The organism is Streptomyces sp. NPDC096323 (genome assembly GCF_040302845.1).
GTDB lineage: Bacteria > Actinomycetota > Actinomycetes > Streptomycetales > Streptomycetaceae > Streptomyces.
This window is the reverse complement of record NZ_JBEOSI010000010.1, coordinates 212885-234072: the sequence shown is the minus strand read 5'-3', so window position 1 is coordinate 234072 and position 21188 is coordinate 212885. Positions and strand designations below refer to the sequence as shown.

Sequence of the window (21188 nt, the reverse complement as noted above, 5' to 3'; positions counted from 1 at the left end):
CCTTACCTAGGACGTCGCCCGGTCCGGTCAACATCGGGCCCCTCCGTGTCGCCCGGTCCCGGAATCCGGGGCCCCACCCGGCCGGCTGTCCGGAATGCGGCTTGGGGTGGGGTGTTTAATCACTATGAATCCGCTCACTCCGGCTGATCTCGCCGTACGGAACAGGTGGGCGTCGTAGGGGAGTTGGGAAAGGAGCCTGTGCATCCGGCTGCACCGGCTCCCGCTCGCGGAGTACCCTTCCTTGATCGTTGGTGGGGGAGTGGAAGGCGGTGCGTGGGTGAGCTCGGGAGGGTTCGAGCTGCCCCCAGGTGACACGGGTCACGAGGGGGATCTGGCCGATGTCCCGCCCGGGGCGGTCTCGCTGGCGCAGCCTCTGGAGATCGGTGCGGAACTGGACTGGGGCGCGGACGCCTGGAGCGAGGTGCGCACGCGCGCCCAGCGGGCCGGGCGCGCCTACATCTGGCTGAATCTCGTCGAACAGCGGCTGCGCGCCGTCGTCGCCGCGGTGCTCCGGCCCATTTACGAGCCGGTCCACGGCGAGGACTGGGTGGTGGCCGCGGCGGGACCCGCCGGGCAGGAGTGGGTGCAGCGCGCGGTCGCCGTGCGGGAGGTGTCCCGTCGCAAGGGCTATCTGCTCGACCCGGCCGACGACAACGTCCTGAGCTTCCTCACGCTGCCGCAGCTGCGTGAGCTGATGGTCCAGCACTGGCCCTGCTTCGAGCCCTACTTCGACGACCGCCGCGACGTCGAGCTGGCGCTGGACGAGCTGGAGGTCGCCCGCAACGTGGTCTCCCGCAACCGGGCCCTCAACGAGGCGGTGCTCGCCCAGGCCGAGCGGGCCTCCGCCCGGCTGCTGGAGATCCTCGGCAGCGGCGCGGCTGTCCCGTCCGCCGACCGGCTGCCGGTCGACGCCGTGGAGGAGCTCGTCGGCGACCGGTACGCGGACGTGGTCTCCGTCCACTCCGACCGGGTGCGGCTCCAGCGCCAGCTGCCCGCCGAGGACCTCTTCGGCGGGTCGCGCCGGCTGGACGCGATCGGGATAGGGCTCAACCTGCTGGTGCAGAACTTCTCCGGGCGCCGCCTGATCCGGCTCGCCGAGTCGGGCTGCCGGGTACGGCTGCTCTTCATCAACCCGGCCAGCAGCGCGGTCAAGCGCAGGGAGCGGGAGCTCGGCCTGAAGAAGGGTGAGCTGAGCCGGTCGGTGGAGATGAACATCCTCCATATGCGCCGGGTCCGCTCCAAGCTCCGCGACCCGGGCGCCTTCGAGATCCACGTCTTCGACGAGACGCCCCGCTTCACCGCCTACCTGGTCGACGGCGACGGCGCCGACGCCGTGGGGGTCGTCCAGACGTACCTGCGCCGGGCGCGCGGCATGGAGGCGCCGGTGCTGGTGCTGCGGGGCGGCGGGCGGGCGGTCGTCCGCTCCGGCCAGGACAGCGAGCACGGACTGTTCGAGACGTACCGCGAGGAGTTCGAGTCCGTGTGGACGGACTCCCGGCCGGTCTCCTGAGGGGCCGGTCCGGGGCGTTGTCAGTGGCCCGTGCGAGGGTGGTCGTCATCTGGGGGAGCACCACGAAGGAGGTACGGGATGAGCTGGCACCGGCATGCGCTGGTCGGCTTCGACCTGGAGACGACGGGGACGGAACCGCTGGAGGCCAGGATCGTGACGGCCGCGGTCGTCGAGGTCGGCGGCCCGGACGGCGATCCGGTGAGCCGGCACGCCTGGCTGGCCGATCCGGGGATCCGGATCCCCGCACAGGCGTCGGCGATCCACGGCATCAGCAGCGAGCGGGCGGCGGCGGAGGGCCGGCCGGTGCGCGAGGTGGCCGACGAGATCGCCGACACCCTGACCGGCTACTGGCGGCGCGGCGTCCCGGTCGTCGCGTACAACGCGGCCTTCGACCTGACGCTGCTGACGGCCGAGTTGCACCGCCACGGCCTGCCCTCGCTGGGCGACCGGCTGGGCGGCGCGGGCATCGGGCCGGTGATCGACCCGTACACGATCGACCGGTCGGTCGACCGGTACCGCAAGGGCAAGCGCAACCTCGAAGCGGTCTGCGTCGAGTACGGCGTGGTCCACGGGGGAGCGCACGACGCGGCGGCGGACGCGCTGGCGGCGGTGCGCGTGGCGTACGCGATAGCCGTACGGCACGGCGCGGTGGCCGCCCTGACGGCTCCGGAGCTGCATGAGCGTCAGATCGCCTGGTACGCGGAGTGGGCCGCCGACTTCCAGCAGTTCCTGCGCCGCAAGGGCACGGCGGACGCGGTCATCGACGGCCGCTGGCCGGTGCGGGCCCTGGTGCCCGAAGTGACCTCGAGTTCGTCCGGCGTTTAGGACGCAGGGACCGTCCGGCGTTCAGGGCGAAGGGCACATCCGGCGTTCGGGGGCAAAAGGTTCAGAACGGGTACCACCGCACCGCCGCGTCCCCGTCCCGCAGGGACGCGACCCGGCGGCGGAACTCGGCCAGTGCCTTCGGGTTGGCCGGCGCGTGCTGAGCCACCCAGGCGCAGCTCGCTGTCTCCCGCGCCCCGCGCAGCACCGCGCAGCCGTCCCACTCCCGCACGTCCCACCCGTACGCGGAGGTGAACGCGTCATAGGCCTCGGCCGCCAGCCCGTACCGGTCCCGGGCCAGGGCGAGCACCACCAGGTCGTGCTCGCGCAGATCCGAGGAGAAGGTCTCCAGGTCCACCAGGACGGGCCCGTCCGGACCGACGTGGACATTGCGCGCGAGCGCGTCGCCGTGGATCGGGCCCGGGGGCAGATGGGGAACCAGGCCGGCGGCCGCTGCCGCGAAGCCGTCGCGGCGCTCGCGCAGATACGCGGCGTCGGCCGGATCGATCGCGTCACCGGCCAGGTCCAGCCACCGCTCGACGCCACCCAGCAGCTCCCGGCGGGGGAGGTCCAGGCACTCAGGGGCGGGCAGGGCGTGCACCGCGCCCAGCAGCGGCGCCAGATCCCGCGGCTCGGCAGGCCGTACCGCGTCCGGCAGCCGGTGCCACAGCGTCACGGGGTGTCCTTCGACCAGTCGCGCCCCGGGCTCGGCCGCCCGCACGGCGGGGACCCCGGCGGTGGCGAGCCACCGCGCCACGGCCACCTCGCGCTCCGCCCGGTCGCGCAGCTCCGGGTTCCGCACGGCGTCCCGGCCGACCTTGACGACCAGGTCGCCCAGGGCGAACACCGCGTTCTCGCCCAGCGCGATCAGCTCCGCTTCGCCGGTCAGTCCGGCGGCGGTCAGCACCTCGCGCGCTCGCATCTCGTTCATGGATCCGATTTTCGCATCCGTGCAGGCCACCTTGACGAACCGACGGCCCGTCAGCACGATGGCGGAGGCCACCTGAGCGGCCAGAACGGTATCAAGCCGGTCGAATGACGCAAGGGGGTCACCTCATGACATTGGCGAGTGCAACCGTGCAGTCCGGACGGCACGGCCCGCCGGGCGGTGAGCGCGGCAAGCGGCCCGGGCGCAGCAGCCGGAACGCCGGTACCTGGTTCCTGGTCCTCCCCGCCCTGATCCCGATCCTGATCCTCAGCGTCGGGCCCCTGCTCTACGGCATCTCGCTGGCCTTCACGGACGCCCAGTCGGGCCGCACCCGGTCCACGCAGTGGATCGGCGTACTGAACTTCCAGGACCTGCTCCACGACGGACTGTTCTGGGAGTCCTTCCGGATCGGCCTGCTCTGGGCGGTCGGCGTCACCGTCCCGCAGTTCGTCCTCGCGCTCGGCCTCGCCCTGCTGCTGAACGAGAACCTGCGGATGCGCTGGCTGGCCCGCGCCCTGGCCATCATTCCGTGGGCGATGCCCGAGGTCGTCGTCGGCATCATGTGGCGGCTCGTCTACAACCCCGACGCCGGCATTCTCAACGAGACGATCCGCGACCTGGGGCTCGGGGACGGCCGGGACTGGCTGACCGGCCTCGCCACCGCCCTGCCCGCGGTGATCGTCGTGGGCATCTGGGCCGGGATGCCGCAGACCACGGTGGCGCTGCTGGCCGGGCTGCAGAACACCCCGCACGAACTCCACGAGGCCGCCGCACTGGACGGCGCGGGCGCCTGGCGCCGGTTCCGTACCGTCACCTGGCCCGCGCTCAGACCGGTCGCCCTCTCCATCACCGCCCTGAACTTCATCTGGAACTTCAACGCCTTCGCCCTGGTCTACGTGCTGACCAGCGGCGGCCCCGGCGGCCGCACCCGGCTGCCGATGCTCTTCGCCTACGAAGAGGCTTTCCGCTACGGACAGTTCGGCTACGCCGCCGCGATGGGTTGTGTGATGGTCGCGGTGATCTCCGTGATCCTCGCCGTGTACCTCGCCGGACGGCTCAGGGGAGGCGAGGACCGATGAGTCTGCGCACCAGCAGATCCGCGCGCGCCGGACAGTACGCCGCGCTGCTCTGCTATCTGGTCTTCCTGGCCTTCCCGTTCCTGTGGCTGATCTCCACAGCCTTCAAACCCGCGCCCGAACTGGGCTCGCTGCACCCGACCTGGATCCCCGAGCATCCGACCCTGGACAACTTCCGGCAGGCCTTCGACGAGCAGCCGCTGCTCCGGGCCGCAGCCAACTCACTGATCGCCGCACTCTCCGCCGGTGTCATCGCCGTAGTCATCGCGACCCCGATGGCCTATGTGATGGCCCGCCACCGCACCCGGCTGTCCAGGGCCGCCACCGGCTGGGTCGTGGTCAGCCAGGCGTTCCCGTTCGTCCTGCTGATCATTCCGCTCTTCCTGGTCCTCAAGCACCTCCATCTGATCAACACGCTGTGGGGGCTGATCATGGTGTACGTGGTGTGGGCACTGCCCTTCGCCCTGTGGATGCTGGTCGGATACGTACGGGCCGTACCGCCCGAGCTGGAGGAGGCCGCGGCGGTCGACGGGGCGGGTAGGCTGCGGACGCTGGTCTCGGTCACCGCCCCGCTGCTGGCCCCCGGGATCGTCGCGACGGCGCTCTTCGCGTTCATCACCGCGTGGAACGAGTTCTTCTTCGCGCTCGTCCTGCTCAAGACACCGGAGAAGCAGACGCTGCCGGTCGTGCTGACCCATTTCCTCGGCGCGGAGGGCGCGAGCGACCTCGGCCCCCTGGCCGCCGCCGCGTTCCTGGCCACCCTCCCCTCGCTCGTCCTCTTCGCCGTCATCCAGCGGCGGATCACGGGCGGCATGCTCGCCGGGGCGGTGAAGAGCTGATGCGCGCAGTGGTACGTACGGCAGCGGCGGCGGCCACCGCACTCGCCCTGCTGCTCACCGGCTGCGGTGGCGACGGCGGCGGCCGGACGGACGGGAAGATCCGGATCCGCTTCCAGTCGCTGGCCTGGCAGAAGGAGTCCGTCGACATCAACAAGCAACTCGTGAAGGAGTGGAACGCGAGCCACCCCGACGTCGAGGTCCAGTACGTCCAGGGCAGCTGGGACAGCGTCCACGACCAACTGCTCACCTCCTTCGAGGGGGACGAGGCCCCGGACGTCATCCATGACGCATCCGACGACCTCGCGGACTTCGCGTACGGCGGCTACCTCGCCGATCTCCGCACGCTCCTCCCCGCCCGGCTCACGAAGGACATCCCCGCACAGAGCTGGCAGACCGCGACCTTCGACGGCGGGGTCTACGGGGTGCCGTTCCTCCAGGAGCCGCGGGTCCTGATCGCCAACACGAAGATCCTCAAGGAGTCCGGGGTCCGCGTCCCGACCCCGGAGAAGCCCTGGAGCTGGCCGGAGTTCCGGCAGGTCGCCAAGGAGCTGACGGTCAAGGGCCGTTACGGGATCGCCTGGCCGCTCAAGGAGCCGGTCTCCGTCACCCTCAACCTCGGCCTCTCGGCGGGCGGCCGGCTGTTCCACCGCGGCGCCGACGGCAAGGTGACCGTCGAGATGGGCGAGGGCGACCAGGTGGTCCCGCGCACCGTCCACGACCAGGTCAACACTGACCACAGCGCCGCCCGCACCGCGCTCGGCATGGGCGGCGGCGATACACTCCCCGGCCTCTTCGGCGGGAAGTACGCCATGGTTCCGCTCGGCTTCTCCTACCGCCAGCAGGTGGTCGAACAGGCCCCGAATGGCTTCGAGTGGACGGTGCTGCCCGCCCCGGCCGGCAGCGACGGCCTCGCCCAGGGGGTGAGCCCGCAGACCCTGTCCGTCGCCGAGGACAGCCCGCACAAGAAGGAGGCCGTGGAGTTCATCGACTTCCTGCTGCGGCCCGCGAACATGGTGCGCCTGGCCAAGGGCGACTGGATGCTGCCCACCGGCACTGCCGCCCTGGCCGACCCCTCGCTGCACACAGCCGACAGGGGCTGGGCGACAGGCGCCGCCCTCGCGACAGCCCTGCGCTCCGCGCCGGCCCAGTCCGTGCGGGGCTACCCCGAGTGGAAGGACAAGGTCGCCACGCCCGCGCTCCAGGAGTACTACAGCGGGGCGATCGACGCCGGCGAGCTGAGGAAGCGTCTGGTGGAGGACGGAAACCGGGTGCTGGCCCGATATCAGCGGTGACACCGGGGCGGTGCTGGACCCGCAGACGGAAGCGGCGGAAGCGAAGAGGCCGGCCACTGACTCCGCGTGCGATCGGGCGGATTTGTGCCCGACTTGGGGACCACTGGTCGGCTTCTTGTGACGAAGTCTTGTCGGGGACGTCACAGGCCCAGGAAGGGTCTTGATCTGCGCGCGTCAATCGGTAAGGGTTTCGAGCCAGCCCCCGGAGATCTTCCGGCCGAGGGCCAATCCCCCCACAAAGAATGACGAGGAGACCCCTCTTCATGGCAATTCACAAGCGCGCACGCCGGTTCAAGCTGACCGCCGCCATCACCGCGGTGGCCGCCGCCGCCGGAGTCACCCTGATGTCCGGCCCCTTCGCCGGAGCGGCACCCGCCCCCGCGACGGGCAAGATCTACGGCGCCGACGCGGCAACCGCCGTCTCCGGCAGCTACATCGTGATGCTGGACCACAAGGCCGACAAGGCCGCGCTCGCCAAGGAGTACGGCGGCAAGCTGAAGCGCACCTACAGCTCCGCCATCAACGGCTTCTCCGCGAGCGGCCTTTCGGAGACCGAGGCCAAGCGCCTCGCCGCCGACCCGGCCGTCTCCAAGGTCGTCCAGAACAAGAAGTTCCACGCGAGCGCCACTCAGGACAACCCGCCGTCCTGGGGCCTGGACCGCATCGACCAGGCGGAGACCGCAGGGGACCACGCGTACACCTACCCGGACAGCGCGGGCGAGGGCGTCACCGCTTACGTCATCGACACCGGAGTCCGCACCACGCACCAGGAGTTCGAGGGCCGGGCGAGCTCGGGCTTCGACGCCGTGGACAACGACGACAGTGCCGACGACGGCAACGGCCACGGCACCCACGTGGCCGGCACCATAGCCGGGGCGACGTACGGCGTCGCCAAGAAGGCCAAGATCGTCGCCGTCCGCGTCCTCGACGACGCCGGCTCGGGCACCACCGAGCAGGTCGTCGCCGGAATCGACTGGGTCACCGAGAACCACCAGGGACCGTCCGTCGCCAACATGAGCCTCGGCGGCGGTGCGGACGAGGCGCTCGACGCGGCCGTCAAGAAGGCCATCGCCTCCGGAGTCACCTTCGCGGTGGCCGCCGGCAACGAGTCGGGCGACGCGGGCGCGGGTTCCCCCTCCCGTGTCCCGGAGGCGATCACCGTCGCCTCGTCCACGGTGGACGACGAGCAGTCGTCGTTCTCCAACTTCGGCTCGGTCGTGGACCTCTACGCCCCGGGCTCCGACATCACCTCGTCGTGGAACGACAGCGACGACGCGACCAACACCATCTCCGGTACGTCCATGGCGACCCCGCACGTCGTCGGTGCCGCCGCCGTCTACCTGGCAGGGCACCCGGACGACACCCCGGCCGAGGTCGCGACGGCGCTGACCGAGGGGGCCACCCCGGACGCCATCGGCAACGCCACCGAGGGAACGGCGAACAAGCTGCTGAAGGTCGTCGAGTAACTGACCGGATGGCCACCGCGCCCTCCCCCACGGGGCGCGGCGGCCGCCCGGCTCGGAAGGATCCTCACTAGGGTGAGCCCATGATGATGTACGCGGCGCCGTCGCCCGGGACGAGCCCCCATCGGAGGCCCACCACGGCCGGGCGCCGAGCGGTGACCGCCGGGTCCGCGCCGGCGGCCGGAGGCGGCGCATGAGCGAGCCGACGCCTGGTGTGGCCGCGGCCGTCGAGGGCGAACTGCGCCTCCTCGACCCGGTGGTGCGGGCCTCCACCGAACTCCTCGTCCAGGTTCTCCACCCCGACTTCCACGAGGTCGACACCACGGGCCGCCGCTGGGACCGGGCGATGGTCATCACCTCGCTGACCTCGGACGAAGCCCCCCGGCCCGGGCAGCTCACCGCCTCACGGATGCGCGGGGTCCAGCTCGCCGACGAGCTCGTCCACGTCACCTTCGACTCCGAGGCCAAGGGAATGCGCGCCCACCGCAGTTCCCTGTGGCGGCTCACCGAGAAGGGATGGCTGTTGTACTACCACCAGGCCACCCCCTTCGTCACCGCGGCGGCCGCCGAGGAGTGAGGCGTCAGCGACGGGCTGCCCGCTGGGCCCGCGCCGTCCACCGTCCGTCCGTGCGGGCGATCCGCACCGGATGGCCGAAGCAGTCACTGACCTGATCGCTGGTCAGCACGGAGTCGGCCGGCCCCCGGGCCATACACCGCCCGCCGCGCAGCAGCATCGCATGCGTGGTCGAGGCCGGCAGCTCCTCCAGATGGTGGGTGACGAGCACGGTCGCCAGCTCCGGATGCTCCTCGCGCAGCTCGTCCAGAGCGTCCAGCAGCTGCTCCCTGGCGGCAAGATCCAGCCCGGTGGCCGGTTCGTCGAGCAGGAGCAGCCGGGGCCTGGGCATCAGCGCGCGGGCGATGAGCGTACGACCGCGTTCGCCCTGCGACAGCGCCGGCCAGCGCGATCCCGTCTTCGCACCCATGCCCATCATCTTCAGCAGCCGCTCGGCCCGCTCCCGCTGCTCCGCCCCCGGGGGCCGGCGCGGCAGCGGCTCGACGGAGTTGGTCAGGCCGGTCAGCACCACCTGGCCCACCGTCAACGGGGAGCGCAGCGGATGGCGCGGATCGACATGACCCAGCAAGGTGCGCAGCTCCCGCAGATCGACCCGGCCCAGGGTGCGCCCCAGCACCTCCACCGTGCCCCGGGTGGGGTGGGTGAGCGCGCCGAGCAGCCCGAGCAGGGTGCTCTTGCCCGCGCCGTTGGCCCCGAGCAGCGCCCAGTGCTCCCCGCTCCGCACGGTCAGCGAGACCGAGTCGAGCAGGACGTTCCCCTCCCGTACGAGGCTGACGCCGTCGGCGTGGATCACCGGCACGCCGGCGGTCGGGCCGGTCTGGGCGGGGACGGCGGTCCTGGTCACGTGCGGGTGCTCCTTCATGCGGGTGCGAGCGCCTCCAGGCGGCTCATGTCCTCGGTCGTCAGCCGGATCCTCCGCGCCCCCAGGTTCTCCGCGAGATGGGCGGCCGAACCGGTGCCCGGGGTCGGGCACAGCACGGGGGAGCGGTGCAGCAGCCAGGCGAGGGCGATCTGCCCGCGGGTGGCGCCGTGGCCCTCCGCGACCCCGTCGAGCGCCGCGGCGGAGTCTCCGGTCAGCGCGCCGTTGGCCAGCGGGAACCAGGGAAGGAACGCCAGGCCATGGGCCTCGCACACCTTCAGCACCGGGTACGACGCACGGTCGAGGAGGTTGAAGCGGTTCTGCACCGAGGCGATCCCGGTCAGGGAGAGCGCCTGCTCCAGCTGGTCGGCGGTGAGGGTGTCCAGACCGATGCAGCGGATCTTACCTTCCTGCCGCAGCGCATCCAGGGCGCCCAGCTGCTCGGCCATCGGCACCCGCGGGTCCAGCCGGTGCAGCTGGTACAGGTCGATCCGGTCGGTCCGCAGCCGGCGCAGACTTGCTTCGCACATCGCCCGCAGCTCCTCGGGCCGCCCCGCGATGTGCCAGGCGCTGTCACTGGTGCGTACGACACCGCCCTTGGTCGCGATGACGAGGTCGTCGCGGTACGGGTGCAGGGCTTCGGCCACCAGGTCCTCGGCCACACCGGGGCCGTAGTTGTCGGCGGTGTCGATCAGGGTGACGCCCTGCTCGACCGCCGACCGGAGCACCGCGGTCGCGTCCCGGCGGTCCCCGCGCGGGCCCCAGTACCCGGGGCCGGTCAGCTGGGCGGTGCCGTAGCCGAGACGGCGCACGGGCACCTCGCCGCCGAGGAGGAACGAGCCGTCGGGGGAGGAGAGTGACGCAGACATGAAGGAACACTAACTCCGGCGTCCGGCGCTCCCGCCGGCCGGTTCCTGTCGCCTTTCTTCAAGACGCGGGGCCGTGGCCGTTCCTAAGGTGACGTGCATGAAGACCGACCACGCCCACATGACCGAATGCGCCGCCGAAGCCGCCCGCGTGGCCCGCGGCATCCGCCCCGAGCAGCTCGACGCCCCCGTCACCCCCTGCGCCGGCTGGGACGTCCGGGCGCTCGTCAACCACTGGGTGCTCTACACCTCGCACGGCTTGGAGCACCGGGCCCTGCGCACGGAAATCCCCGAGGAGCTCGTCGCCCGCGACTTCACCGCCGACGCGGACTGGGCCGAGCGGTACGCGGCCCAGCTGGACCGCGCCGTCGCGGCCTGGTCGGACCCTGCCGTCTGGGAGGGCGCGATCGGCACCGGCGAGGCCGCCACCCCCGCCGCGGACACCGCCGCCATGCTCATCGAGGAGACGGCCCTGCACGGCTGGGACGTCGCCCGGGCCACAGGCCAGGAGTTCCGGCTCTCCGACGAGGCGGCCGCCCATGTCCTGGGCGTCGTCGAGAAGACGGCCGCGCTCTACCGCCAGTACGAGGGCTTCGCCGACGAGGTCACCATCGACGCCGGGGCCGACGACTTCACCCGCGCCCTCGCCCTCAGCGGCCGCGATCCGCAGTGGACCGCCGCGTAGAAGTGGCCCAGTTCCACGGGTGCTGAATGGCCCGGGGGAGTGAGCCACCGGCTGGCTAGGCTCATTCCATGACCACTCACCACAGCCCGGACACGGGCAGGGCCGTCGTCGACTTCTACTTCGACCCGGCCTGCCCGTTCGCCTGGATCACCTCCCGCTGGATGCTGGAAGTGGAGCAGCAGCGCGACATCGAGCTCCGCTTCCACGTGATGAGCCTCTACCTGCACAACACCGGCAACGAACTCCCCGACTGGTACCGCACGCTGGTCGACAAGTCGATCGGCCCGGTACGCGTCGCGGCAGCCGCTGCCGAACTGCACGGCGAGGGCGTGCTGCGCGAGCTGTACACGGCCTACGGAACCCGGATCCACCAACAGAAGAACGAGGACTTCGACGAGGTGATCGCCCAGTCCCTCGACGAACTCGGCCTGCCCGCCGAACTGGCCGCCGCCGCTCACGACCCGGCCCACGACGACGCGGTGCGCCGCAGCCATGACGCGGGCAAGGACCCGGAGGCGGACGGATACGTCGGCACACCCACCCTCCACGTCGACGGGACCGTCTGGTTCGGCCCCGTGCTGCGGGCGGTGCCACGCGGCGAGGAAGCGGCGCGGCTGTTCGACAGCTTCCGGGTGCTCGCGGGCCACGAGGACTTCTTCGAACTCAAGCGGACTCGCACCGGCAGCCTGGACGCGGGCTGAGCGGAGGTACGGGCACAGAGCCTAGGCGCTGACCCGGGTCGCCCGCGCTCCCCGGACACGTGCCTCGTCGTACCGGTCCAGCAGCAGCCGCGCCAGCTCGGGCGACGGGCCCAGCACGCCGGCCAGCACGTCCGCCCGGGCCTCGGCCGCTCCCGCCGCGATGCGGTCCGGGAGGCGGCCGGGGGCGATCACGTACGGGGCGACCGCCACCCGGCGCACCCCGTCGGCCCGCAGGGCCCGTACCGCGTCCTCGGTACGGGGATGAGATGCGGAGGCGAACGCAGGCCGCACGGAACACCAACCGGTGTGCCGCAGCTCCCGCGCGATTTCAGCGATCACTGCGATCGCCTCCGGGTCTGTGGAGCCCGCCGAGGCCAGGACGAGCCCGGTCGAGCTTCGGTCACCGGGGCGGACCCCGGCTTCGTACAACCGCCGCTCGAGGGCGGAGTTCAGCAGCGGCGACGGGCCGAGCACCTCGGCCTGCCGTACCCGCAACCGCGGCAGCCGGGCGCGTGCCTCGCGCAGGACCGCCGGGATGTCGGACTTGGCGTGGAAGGCGCGGGTGAGCAGCAGCGGTAGCGCCACCACCTCATCCGCACCCTCCGCGTCCAGCCGTTCCAGGACCCGCGGCACCGACGGTGCGTTGAAGTCCAGGAACCCGGTCTCCACCAGCAGCCCGGGCCGCAGCGCCCGTACCCGCGCGGTCAGCGCGTGCACGGTCGCCGCGTGCCGCGGATCGCGGCTGCCGTGGGCGATGACGAGAAGGACCGGAGATGTCATGGTCACTCAGCTCTTGACGAGGAGACCGCGGCTGCGCAGCACCCACCGCTCCAGCGGACTGAAGATGAGCAGATCGATCGCGATGCCGACGAACAGGATCAGGATGATGGCGAGGAAGATCCCCGGCATGTCCGCGTTGTTGCGGCCGTTCTCCAGCAACTGACCCAGCCCCAGGCCGAGGTCCGGCGACGAGGCGATGATCTCGGCGGCCATCAGCGAGCGCCAGGAGAACGCCCAGCCCTGCTTCAGGCCGGCCAGGTATCCGGGCAGCGCGGCCGGCATGACGATGAACCAGGTGCCCCGCAGACCGGTCGCACCGAGGGTCCGGCCCGCCCGGAGGAACAGCGGAGGCACCTGGTCGACGCCGGACACCAGACCGTTGGCGATCGACGGCACCGCGCCGAGCAGGATGACCGCGTACATCATCGAGTCGTTCAGGCCGAGCCAGATCACCGCCGGCGCCACCCACGCCACGGACGGCAGGGACTGCAGCCCGGACAGGATCGGGCCGATCGCGGCCCGGACGAACTTCACCCGGGCCACCAGCAGTCCGAGCGGTGTACCGATGGCGACCGAGAGCAGGAAGCCGAGCAGACCGCGAGAGACGCTGGTCCACACGACCTCGAGCAGGGTTCCCTGCCGCCACATGTCGCCGGCGCTGTCCCAGACCGCGGAGGGCGCGGGCAGCTTGTAGTCCTCGGTCACCTTCGCCCAGACGAGCAGCTGCCAGATGACCACGACCAGGGCCACCGCCAGCACGGGCGGCAGCACCTTGCGGAGCAGCACCTCGCGCAGCGGCGTGCGGTGCACCTGCACGGCGTCCAGCGCGTCAAGACCGGCCTCGAGACCGGCCAGGTCGTCCTGCTTCACCGCGTCGGGCCCGATCCCGCCGGACCCCGGTGCGTCCGACTTGATATCAGTGCTGGCCATGACGGCGGATCTCCCCACGCAGTTGTTCGGTGATCTCGACGGACAGTTCCGCCACCGCGGTGTCCTCGATGCGGCGCGGCTGCTTGATGTCGACCGTCCACTCCCGGGCGATCCGGCCGGGGCGGGACGAGAGCAGCACGACGCGCTCGGCGAGCCGTACCGCCTCGCGCACGTTGTGTGTGACGAACAGGACCGAGACGTTCGTCTCGCGCCAGATCCGGGTCAGCTCGTCGTGCAGCACGTCCCGGGTGATGGCGTCGAGCGCGGCGAACGGCTCGTCCATCAGCAGCAGCTGACTGTCCTGGGCGAGCGCGCGGGCCATCGCGACCCGCTGCCGCATCCCGCCCGACAGCTCGTGGACCCGCTTGCCGTACGCCCCGCTCAGGCGCACCAGTTCCAGCAGCCGCTCCGCCTCCGTACGGCGTTCCGACTTCGGTACGCCGCGCAGCCGCAGCGCCAGTTCGATGTTCTTGCCCGCGGTCAGCCACGGGAACAGCGCGTGCTCCTGGAACATCAGGGCCGGCCGCCCGCCGGGGGTCTCGATGGTCCCCCCGGTCGGGCGGTCGAGTCCGGCCACCAGGTTGAGCAGCGTCGATTTTCCGCACCCGGAGGCTCCCAGGAGGGTGACGAACTCGCCCGGGGCGACATCGAGGGTGATGTCGTCCAGGACCAGCTGCGCTCCCGTGGGTCCGGCGAAGGACTTCGAGACGTGTGCGATACGGGCGGCGTGCCCGACCGTGACACGGTCCTCGGCCTTGGTGAGGGCGTTCGCCATGGTCGTCACCTCCTGGGATCTTCGAGCGGCTGGGTTACTTGACGCCGAGACCGGCGTCGGCGACCTCGGGCTTGCCCGCGGCCTTGAGGACCTTGTTCAGCGGCTTCAGGTCGTAGATGCCGCCCAGGTCGGGCTGCTCCAGCAGGCCGGCCTTCACCGCGTGCTCGGCCTGCGCGTCGAGCGTGGCGGCCAGCGGGTCATCGGTGATCTGGATCGACTTCCAGGCCGGGTCGATGATCTTGGCGGGCAGTTCCTTGCCGGTGAGCTTCTTCAGCGCGGCGTTCGCGGACGCCTTCGCCTTGTCGGGGTTGGCGTTGATCCACGCGTTCGTGTTCACCGAGCCGCGCAGCACCGCCTCGACGACGTCGGGGTGCTCCTTGAGGAACTTCTGCGACACGATGATGTTCGTGATCACGAACTTGTCGTCCGGCCACAGCGTCGACTCGTTCAGCAGCTCCTGGGCGCCCTCGGCGACCAGCTTGGACGCGGTCGGCTCGGGGACCCAGGCGCCGTCGATGGAGCCGGACTTGTAGGCGTCCGGGGTCACCTTGTTGTCCGTGCGGAGGACGGAGACGTCACCCTTGCCGCTCTGGGCGTCGACCTTCCAGCCCTTTTCGGAGATCCAGTTGAGGAAGGCCACGTCCTGCGTGTTGCCGAGCTGCGGGGTGGCGATCTTCTTGCCCTTGACGTCGTCCAGGGTCTTGATCTTCTCCGGGTTGACGACCAGCTTCACACCGCCGGAGGCGGAACCGCCGATGATCCGCAGGTTCTTGCCGTGCGACTTGGTGTAGCCGTTGATGGACGGCGAGGGGCCGATGAAGCCGATGTCGATCGAGTCGGCGTTCAGCGCCTCGATCTCGGAGGGGCCCGCGTTGAACGTCGAGGTCTTGAGCCGGGTGCCGCCGAGCTCCTTCTGGAACAGACCCTCCTGGTCGCCCACGAGCGCGGTGGCGTGTGTGAGGTTAGGGAAGTACCCGATCCGCACGGTGTCGGCGGAGAGCTTCTTTCCGTCGGCGGAGACGTCTCTCTTCTTGACGTCGTCGTCCTTCGCCTCGGAGCCGTAGCCGCAGGCGGTGAGCACCACGGCGAGCAGCGGCAGGGCGGCGGCAGCGGCGATGCTGCGGCGGAGCGTGGTACGGGAGGCAGGCACGGGAGGATTTCCTCTCGGAGGCCCGGAGCTCACGCCCCTCGCAAGTACGGGGGCGCGGCCGGGAAGTCGGCAGGTCTTCGTCTGAACTGGCGATGCGGGCGGTGCGGTTGGTGCTGCCGGGCGCGCAGGCAGTGCGCGTACGTCAACGCGCACATCGCGCAACCCCGCCCTGGCCGCTGCCGAGGGCACCGCTGCCGACACGGCCGCCCTCCTTCGCGAAGGTCGAGAAGACGTCGGTGCTCATCAGAAGTCCCACTCCGCGTCGTCGTCGGCCGGGGCCTTCGCCTCGGCCACAGCGGCGAAGGAGGCGCCCGCCATGCCGGCCGAGAGCGTGGTGCCGTCCGCCGGGTCGATCAGCAGGAAGGAGCCGGTGCGGCGCGAGTCGGCGTAAGCGTCGAGCGCGAGGGGCTCGGCGGTGCGGACGACGACGCGGCCGATGTCGTTGGCGACGAGCTGCCCGGGCGCCGGGTGCTGGGAGAGGTCGTCCAGGGTCAGCCGGGAGGGGATGTCCTTGACGATCGCCTTGACCGTCCGGGTGGTGTGCTTGAGCAGCACCCGCTGGCCCACGGTGAGCGGCTGGTCGGCGACGTGGCAGACGGTCGCCTCGACGTCCTGGGTGACGGCGGGGGAGTCGTTCGCCGGCGCGATCAGGTCGCCGCGCGAGACGTCGACGTCGTCGGCCAGGCGCAGGGTGACCGACTGGGGGGCCCAGGCGATGTCCACGCTGTCCCCGAGCAGGTCGATCCCGGAGATCGTCGACGTACGGCCGGAGGGCAGCACGGTGACGGGCTCGCCGACCCGGAACACGCCGGCGGCGATCTGGCCGGCGTAACCCCGGTAGTCGGGGTGCTCGGCGGTCTGCGGCCGGATGACGTACTGGACGGGGAAACGGGCGTGGCAGGCGGTGAGGTCATGGCTGACCGGGACCGTCTCCAGGTGTTCCAGGACGGTCGGGCCGCCGTACCAGTCCATGTGCGCCGAGGGCTCCACGACGTTGTCGCCGGCCAGGGCCGAGATCGGGATCGCGGTGATCTCCGGGACGCCGAGGGAGGCAGCGTAGGCGGTGAACTCCTCGGCTATGGCGGCGAACACCGGCTCCGCGTAGTCGACCAGGTCCATCTTGTTCACCGCCAGCACCACGTGCGGGACGCGCAGCAGGGCCGCGACGGCGGCGTGCCGGCGGGTCTGCTCCACGACGCCGTTGCGGGCGTCGACCAGGACCACGGCCAGCTCGGCCGTGGAGGCGCCCGTCACCATGTTGCGGGTGTACTGCACATGGCCCGGGGTGTCCGCGAGGATGAACCGGCGCCGGGGCGTGGCGAAGTAGCGGTAGGCCACATCGATGGTGATGCCCTGCTCGCGCTCGGCCCGCAGCCCGTCGGTCAGCAGCGCCAGGTCCGGCGTCTCCTGGCCGCGCTTGCGGGACGCGTCCTCGACGGCCTCCAGCTGGTCGGTGAGGACCGACTTGGAGTCGTGCAGCAGGCGTCCGACGAGGGTGGACTTGCCGTCGTCGACCGACCCCGCGGTGGCGAACCGCAGCAGGGTGGTGGTCGACAACTGGTCGGCCAGCTGGGTGGGTGTGGTCATTTTAGAAGTACCCCTCGCGCTTGCGGTCTTCCATCGCGGCCTCGGACATCTTGTCGTCGGCGCGGGTCGCGCCCCGCTCGGTGAGCCGGGAGGCGGCGATCTCGGTGATCACGGCTTCCAGCGTGGTGGCGTCCGAGTCGACGGCGCCGGTGCAGGACATGTCGCCGACCGTGCGGTAGCGCACCTGGCGCGTCTCGGTCTTCTCGTGCTCCTTGGGCCCGCCCCAGTCGCCCGCGGTCAGCCACATGCCGGAACGGCTGAACACCTCGCGCTTGTGGGCGAAGTAGATCTGCGGGAGCTCGATGCCCTCGCGCTGGATGTACTGCCAGACGTCGAGCTCGGTCCAGTTGGAGATCGGGAAGACGCGGACGTGCTCCCCGACGGCGTGCCGGCCGTTGTAGAGCTGCCACAGCTCGGGGCGCTGGCGGCGCGGGTCCCACTGGGAGAACTCGTCGCGCAGGGAGAAGACCCGCTCCTTGGCGCGCGCCTTCTCCTCGTCGCGGCGCCCGCCGCCGAACACGGCGTCGAAGCGGTGCTGCTGGATCGCCTCGGTCAGCGGCACGGTCTGCAGCGGGTTGCGGGTGCCGTCGGGGCGCTCGCGGAGCTTCCCGGCGTCGATGTACTCCTGGACGGAGGCGACATGCAGGCGCAGCCCGTGCTCGGCGACCGTGCGGTCGCGGTACTCCAGGACCTCGGGGAAGTTGTGCCCGGTGTCCACGTGCAGCAGCGTGAACGGCACCGGCGCGGGCGCGAACGCCTTGAGCGCCAGATGCAGCATCAGGATCGAGTCCTTCCCGCCCGAGAACAGGATCACCGGCCGCTCGAACTCCCCCGCCACCTCACGGAAGATGTGCACCGCCTCCGACTCCAGGGAGTCCAGGTGGCTCAGTGCGTACGGGTTGGCGGTGCCTTCCGACACAGTCGCGACGGTCGTCACGCTGCACCCCTCTCGCTCAGCAGCGCGTACAGCTCCGCCGCGGACTCCTGGACGGTCTGCTGGTGCGACTCGATCCGCAGATCGGGCGACTCGGGTGCCTCGTAGGGGTCGTCCACCCCGGTCAGCCCGCTGATCTCGCCCGCCGCCTGCCTGGCGTAGAGCCCCTTCACATCGCGTACCGAGCACACCTCGACCGGAGTGGCGACGTGCACCTCCAGATACGGGGTGCCCTCGGCCTGGTGCCGCTTGCGGACCGCGTCACGGCTGTCCGCGTACGGGGCGATGACCGGGACCAGCACCTTCACGCCGTTGGCCGCCAGCAGTTCGGCGACGAAGCCGATCCGCTGGACGTTCGTGTGGCGGTCCTCGCGGGTGAAGCCGAGGCCCGCGGAGAGGAACTCGCGGATCTCGTCACCGTCGAGCACCTCCACCCGGTGGCCCTCGCCGCGCAGCCGCCCGGCGAGTTCGTACGCGATGGTGGTCTTGCCCGCGCTCGGCAGACCGGTCAGCCAGACGGTGGCTCCCGTCTCCGTCACGCTCATCGAAGTCTCCTGATCAGTCGTCATCAGTCGTGCAGCCCGCATTCGGTCTTGCCGCGCCCGGCCCAGCGTCCGGCCCGTGCGTCCTCGCCCTCCAGCACCCGCCGGGTGCAGGGGGCGCAGCCCACGGAGGCGTAACCGTCCATCAGCAGGGGGTTGGTGAGCACCCCGTGCTCGGCGACGTACGCGTCGACGTCGTCCTGGGTCCAGCGGGCGATCGGCGAGACCTTGACCTTCTGCCGCTTCTCGTCCCAGCCCACCACCGGGGTGTTCGCCCGGGTCGGGGACTCGTCGCGGCGCAGTCCGGTCGCCCAGGCCGCGTACGCGGTCAGACCCTCCTCCAGCGGCTTGACCTTGCGCAGCTTGCAGCAGAGGTCCGGGTCGCGGTCGTGCAGCTTCGCCCCGTACTGGGCGTCCTGCTCGGCCACGGTCTGCCGCGGGGTCAGCGTGATGACGTTGACGTCCATCACGGCCTCCACGGCGTCCCGGGTGCCGATCGTCTCGGGGAAGTGGTAGCCCGTGTCGAGGAAGACGACGTCCACGCCGGGCAGCGCCCGGGAGGCGAGGTGCGCGACGACCGCGTCCTCCATCGACGAGGTCACGCAGAAACGCTTGCCGAAGGTCGCGGTGGCCCACTGGAGGATCTCCAGTGCGGAGGCGTCCTCCAGCTCCCGGCCCGCGCGCTCGGCCAGGTCCTTGAGCTCGGCCGCGGAAAGCTCCCCGGCCTGCAGAGTGCCCGTCATATCCCGTCCCCTTCACCGTCGTTGCGCTGAAGCCCCCGGGTCAGCAGGCCCAGGAACTTCAGCTGGAACGCCCGGTTGCAGGACGCGCATTCCCAGGCCCCGTGCCCCGCCTCGTGCGGGCGCAGGTCCTCGTCGCCGCAGTAGGGGCAGTGGAACGGCGCGGCGCGTTCGCTCATGACAGCGACTCGGCACTGGCCCTGGCGGCCCAGGTGGCGAAGCGCTCGTCGTCCTCGCGCTCCTTCTGGAAGTTCGCCAGGACCCGCTCGACGTAGTCGGGCAGTTCCGCCGAAGTGACCTTCAGACCGCGGACCTTGCGGCCGAAGCCGGCCTCCAGGCCGAGCGCCCCGCCCAGGTGGACCTGGTAGCCCTCCACCTGGTTGCCCTCGTCGTCCAGCATGAGCTGGCCCTTGAGGCCGATGTCCGCGGTCTGGATGCGGGCGCAGGCGTTGGGGCAGCCGTTGATGTTGATGGTGAGCGGCTCGTCGAACTCCGGGAGGCGGCGCTCCAGTTCGTCGATGAGGGCGGCGCCGCGCGCCTTGGTCTCGACGATCGCCAGCTTGCAGTACTCGATGCCGGTGCAGGCCATCGTGCCCCGGCGGAACGAGGACGGCTTCACCTGGAAGCCGAGCGCCTCGAGACCGGCGGACAGGGACTCGACCCGGTCCTGCTGCACATCGAGAATGATCATCTTCTGCTCGACGGTCGTACGCACCCGGCCGGAGCCGTGCGCCTCCGCGAGGTCCGCGATCTTGGCCAGGGTGGAGCCGTCGACCCGTCCGACGCGCGGCGCGAAGCCGACGTAGAACCGGCCGTCCTGCTGTGCGTGTACGCCGATGTGGTCGCGCCACCGGCTGCTGGGCTCCGCCGGCGCGGGTCCGTCCAGCAGCGGGCGCTTCAGGTACTCGTCCTCCAGCACCTGGCGGAACTTCGCGACGCCCCAGTCGGCGACCAGGAACTTCAGCCGGGCGCGGTTGCGGAGCCGGCGGTAGCCGTAGTCGCGGAAGATCCCCACGACACCGGCCCACACGTCCGCGACCTCGTCCAACGGCACCCAGGCGCCCAGGCGTTCGGCCAGGCGCGGGTTGGTGGAGAGGCCGCCGCCGACCCAGAGGTCGAAGCCGGGACCGTGCTCGGGGTGCTCGACGCCGACGAAGGCGATGTCGTTGATCTCGTGCACCACGTCCTGCACCGGGGAGCCGGAGATCGCGGTCTTGAACTTGCGCGGCAGGTTGGAGAACTCGGGGCTGCCGATGTAGCGCTCGTGGATCTCGTCCAGCGCCGGGGTGCCGTCGATGATCTCGTCGGCGGCGATGCCCGCCACGGGGGAGCCGATCATCGTGCGGGGGCAGTCACCGCACGCCTCGGTCGTGGAGAGGCCGACGGCCTCCAGCTTCTCCCAGATCGCCGGGACGTCCTCGATGCGGATCCAGTGCATCTGGACGTTCTGACGGTCGGTGATGTCCGCGCTGCCCCGGGCGTACTCCTCGGAGATCTCGCCGATGACGCGCAGCTGCGCCGTGGACAGCCGCCCGCCGTCGATGCGGACCCGCATCATGAAGTACTTGTCCTCGAGCTCCTCGGGCTCCAGGACCGCCGTCTTCCCGCCGTCGATGCCGGCGCGCCGCTGCGTGTACAGGCCCCACCAGCGCATGCGTCCGCGAAGGTCGTTGGGGTCGATCGAGTCGAACCCGCGCTTGGAGTAGATCGTCTCGATGCGTGCCCGCACATTGAGGCTGTCGTCGTCCTTCTTGAACTGCTCATTGCCGTTCAGCGGGGTGTAGTGCCCCAGGGCCCACTGACCTTCGCCACGGTGACGCCCCGCTTTACGGCGGGGCGCGGCGGGCGCGGGCTGTTCCGGGGTAGCGGCCATGACAGTACGTCCTTCGGGACTGCAGGAGGGCGGCTCTGAACTGCACACTCGCGTTGAGGCGCGGCGGTGCGCAGGGTTTGCAGAGAAAGGGGGAGCGCGGCGGTGCTGGGACTCTCAGCTCGCCGGACAGATGGCGCTGGACATGCGGCCGAGGTCGACGTGGCGTCGACTCACCAAGGCAATTCCAGTTCCAGACATGACGGAAGCCTGTCACGCGGGTCTCGGGGCAGTCCACCACTATCCATGATGTGGACGGGGCTGT

The 21188-nt window shown here is 71.0% G+C and carries 23 protein-coding genes; 9 read left to right on the top strand and 14 right to left on the bottom strand.

The features are described from left to right. Positions 1-277 precede the first annotated feature (277 nt). Both ABTX18_RS27320 and ABTX18_RS27315 read left to right on the top strand, forming a co-directional pair. Positions 278-1510, top strand: a complete 1233-nt coding sequence (locus tag ABTX18_RS27320) for a DUF5919 domain-containing protein (RefSeq protein ID WP_352125406.1) — start codon at positions 278-280, stop codon at positions 1508-1510. Positions 1511-1588: 78 nt separating this feature from the next. Next, positions 1589-2335 (top strand): 3'-5' exonuclease, encoded by a 747-nt coding sequence (locus ABTX18_RS27315; RefSeq protein WP_352125405.1) that lies wholly within the window; start codon positions 1589-1591, stop codon positions 2333-2335. A gap of 61 nt (positions 2336-2396) precedes the next feature. Here ABTX18_RS27315 and ABTX18_RS27310 read toward each other — a convergent pair whose 3' ends face one another. Beyond that, entirely contained in the window at positions 2397-3263 is an 867-nt protein-coding gene (locus ABTX18_RS27310) for a phosphotransferase enzyme family protein (RefSeq protein ID WP_352125404.1), read from the bottom strand. A 125-nt stretch (positions 3264-3388) separates the two neighbouring features. On the opposite strand from ABTX18_RS27310, the gene ABTX18_RS27305 reads away from it, so the two are divergent. The 5 genes from ABTX18_RS27305 (at position 3389) to ABTX18_RS27285 (ending at position 8507) form a co-directional block, all read left to right on the top strand. Continuing rightward, positions 3389-4339, top strand: coding sequence for a carbohydrate ABC transporter permease (locus ABTX18_RS27305; protein ID WP_352125403.1), 951 nt, complete (start codon positions 3389-3391; stop codon positions 4337-4339). Then, complete coding sequence (locus tag ABTX18_RS27300; protein WP_352125402.1) at positions 4336-5175, top strand: carbohydrate ABC transporter permease; 840 nt, start codon at positions 4336-4338, stop codon at positions 5173-5175. Before ABTX18_RS27305 ends, ABTX18_RS27300 begins: the two co-directional genes overlap by 4 nt. Continuing rightward, positions 5175-6467 (top strand): ABC transporter substrate-binding protein, encoded by a 1293-nt coding sequence (locus tag ABTX18_RS27295; protein WP_352125401.1) that lies wholly within the window; start codon positions 5175-5177, stop codon positions 6465-6467. The genes ABTX18_RS27300 and ABTX18_RS27295 overlap by 1 nt, the downstream gene beginning before the upstream one ends. Before the next feature lie 263 nt (positions 6468-6730). Continuing rightward, positions 6731-7933: a S8 family peptidase gene (locus tag ABTX18_RS27290; protein ID WP_352125400.1), complete on the top strand. Its 1203-nt coding sequence runs from the start codon at positions 6731-6733 to the stop codon at positions 7931-7933. A 190-nt stretch (positions 7934-8123) separates the two neighbouring features. Next, positions 8124-8507: a nuclear transport factor 2 family protein gene (locus ABTX18_RS27285; RefSeq protein WP_352125399.1), complete on the top strand. Its 384-nt coding sequence runs from the start codon at positions 8124-8126 to the stop codon at positions 8505-8507. 4 nt (positions 8508-8511) lie between these two features. Here ABTX18_RS27285 and ABTX18_RS27280 read toward each other — a convergent pair whose 3' ends face one another. Continuing rightward, a complete protein-coding gene (locus ABTX18_RS27280) occupies positions 8512-9348 on the bottom strand; it encodes an ABC transporter ATP-binding protein (protein WP_352125398.1) in 837 nt (278 codons plus the stop codon). A gap of 14 nt (positions 9349-9362) precedes the next feature. After that, a complete protein-coding gene (locus tag ABTX18_RS27275) occupies positions 9363-10232 on the bottom strand; it encodes an aldo/keto reductase (RefSeq protein ID WP_352125397.1) in 870 nt (289 codons plus the stop codon). Positions 10233-10329: 97 nt separating this feature from the next. Here ABTX18_RS27275 and ABTX18_RS27270 point away from each other — a divergent pair, with 97 nt between their 5' ends. Continuing rightward, positions 10330-10914, top strand: coding sequence for a TIGR03086 family metal-binding protein (locus ABTX18_RS27270; RefSeq protein ID WP_352125396.1), 585 nt, complete (start codon positions 10330-10332; stop codon positions 10912-10914). Between the two features lie 68 nt (positions 10915-10982). Further along, entirely contained in the window at positions 10983-11615 is a 633-nt protein-coding gene (locus tag ABTX18_RS27265; RefSeq protein ID WP_352125395.1) for a mycothiol-dependent nitroreductase Rv2466c family protein, read from the top strand. A gap of 21 nt (positions 11616-11636) precedes the next feature. Here the strand turns inward: ABTX18_RS27265 and ABTX18_RS27260 are convergent, their stop codons facing one another. From ABTX18_RS27260 to ABTX18_RS27210, 11 genes are all read right to left on the bottom strand, one after another. Continuing rightward, positions 11637-12395 (bottom strand): sirohydrochlorin chelatase, encoded by a 759-nt coding sequence (locus ABTX18_RS27260; RefSeq protein WP_352125394.1) that lies wholly within the window; start codon positions 12393-12395, stop codon positions 11637-11639. Between the two features lie 6 nt (positions 12396-12401). Further along, entirely contained in the window at positions 12402-13325 is a 924-nt protein-coding gene (locus tag ABTX18_RS27255; protein WP_352125393.1) for an ABC transporter permease, read from the bottom strand. Next, the gene (locus ABTX18_RS27250; protein WP_352125392.1) at positions 13312-14100 is read right to left on the bottom strand and encodes an ABC transporter ATP-binding protein; all 789 of its coding nucleotides are present in this window, start codon (positions 14098-14100) and stop codon (positions 13312-13314) included. The genes ABTX18_RS27255 and ABTX18_RS27250 overlap by 14 nt, the downstream gene beginning before the upstream one ends. A gap of 34 nt (positions 14101-14134) precedes the next feature. Beyond that, complete coding sequence (locus tag ABTX18_RS27245; protein WP_352125391.1) at positions 14135-15250, bottom strand: aliphatic sulfonate ABC transporter substrate-binding protein; 1116 nt, start codon at positions 15248-15250, stop codon at positions 14135-14137. Positions 15251-15493: 243 nt separating this feature from the next. Further along, on the bottom strand, positions 15494-16837 hold the full coding sequence (locus ABTX18_RS27240) for a sulfate adenylyltransferase subunit 1 (RefSeq protein WP_352125390.1): 1344 nt from the start codon (positions 16835-16837) through the stop codon (positions 15494-15496). A gap of 1 nt (position 16838) precedes the next feature. Beyond that, positions 16839-17774, bottom strand: coding sequence for a sulfate adenylyltransferase subunit CysD (gene cysD, locus ABTX18_RS27235; protein WP_352125389.1), 936 nt, complete (start codon positions 17772-17774; stop codon positions 16839-16841). Beyond that, entirely contained in the window at positions 17771-18340 is a 570-nt protein-coding gene (gene cysC, locus ABTX18_RS27230) for an adenylyl-sulfate kinase (protein WP_352125388.1), read from the bottom strand. Before cysC ends, cysD begins: the two co-directional genes overlap by 4 nt. Continuing rightward, a complete protein-coding gene (locus tag ABTX18_RS27225) occupies positions 18340-19056 on the bottom strand; it encodes a phosphoadenylyl-sulfate reductase (protein ID WP_352125387.1) in 717 nt (238 codons plus the stop codon). Before ABTX18_RS27225 ends, cysC begins: the two co-directional genes overlap by 1 nt. Continuing rightward, positions 19053-19232: an IS1 family transposase gene (locus ABTX18_RS27220; RefSeq protein WP_136324340.1), complete on the bottom strand. Its 180-nt coding sequence runs from the start codon at positions 19230-19232 to the stop codon at positions 19053-19055. The genes ABTX18_RS27225 and ABTX18_RS27220 overlap by 4 nt, the downstream gene beginning before the upstream one ends. Then, positions 19229-20926: a nitrite/sulfite reductase gene (locus ABTX18_RS27215; RefSeq protein WP_352125386.1), complete on the bottom strand. Its 1698-nt coding sequence runs from the start codon at positions 20924-20926 to the stop codon at positions 19229-19231. The genes ABTX18_RS27220 and ABTX18_RS27215 overlap by 4 nt, the downstream gene beginning before the upstream one ends. A gap of 114 nt (positions 20927-21040) precedes the next feature. Next, positions 21041-21124, bottom strand: a complete 84-nt coding sequence (locus tag ABTX18_RS27210; RefSeq protein ID WP_309486338.1) for a putative leader peptide — start codon at positions 21122-21124, stop codon at positions 21041-21043. Positions 21125-21188 lie beyond the last annotated feature (64 nt).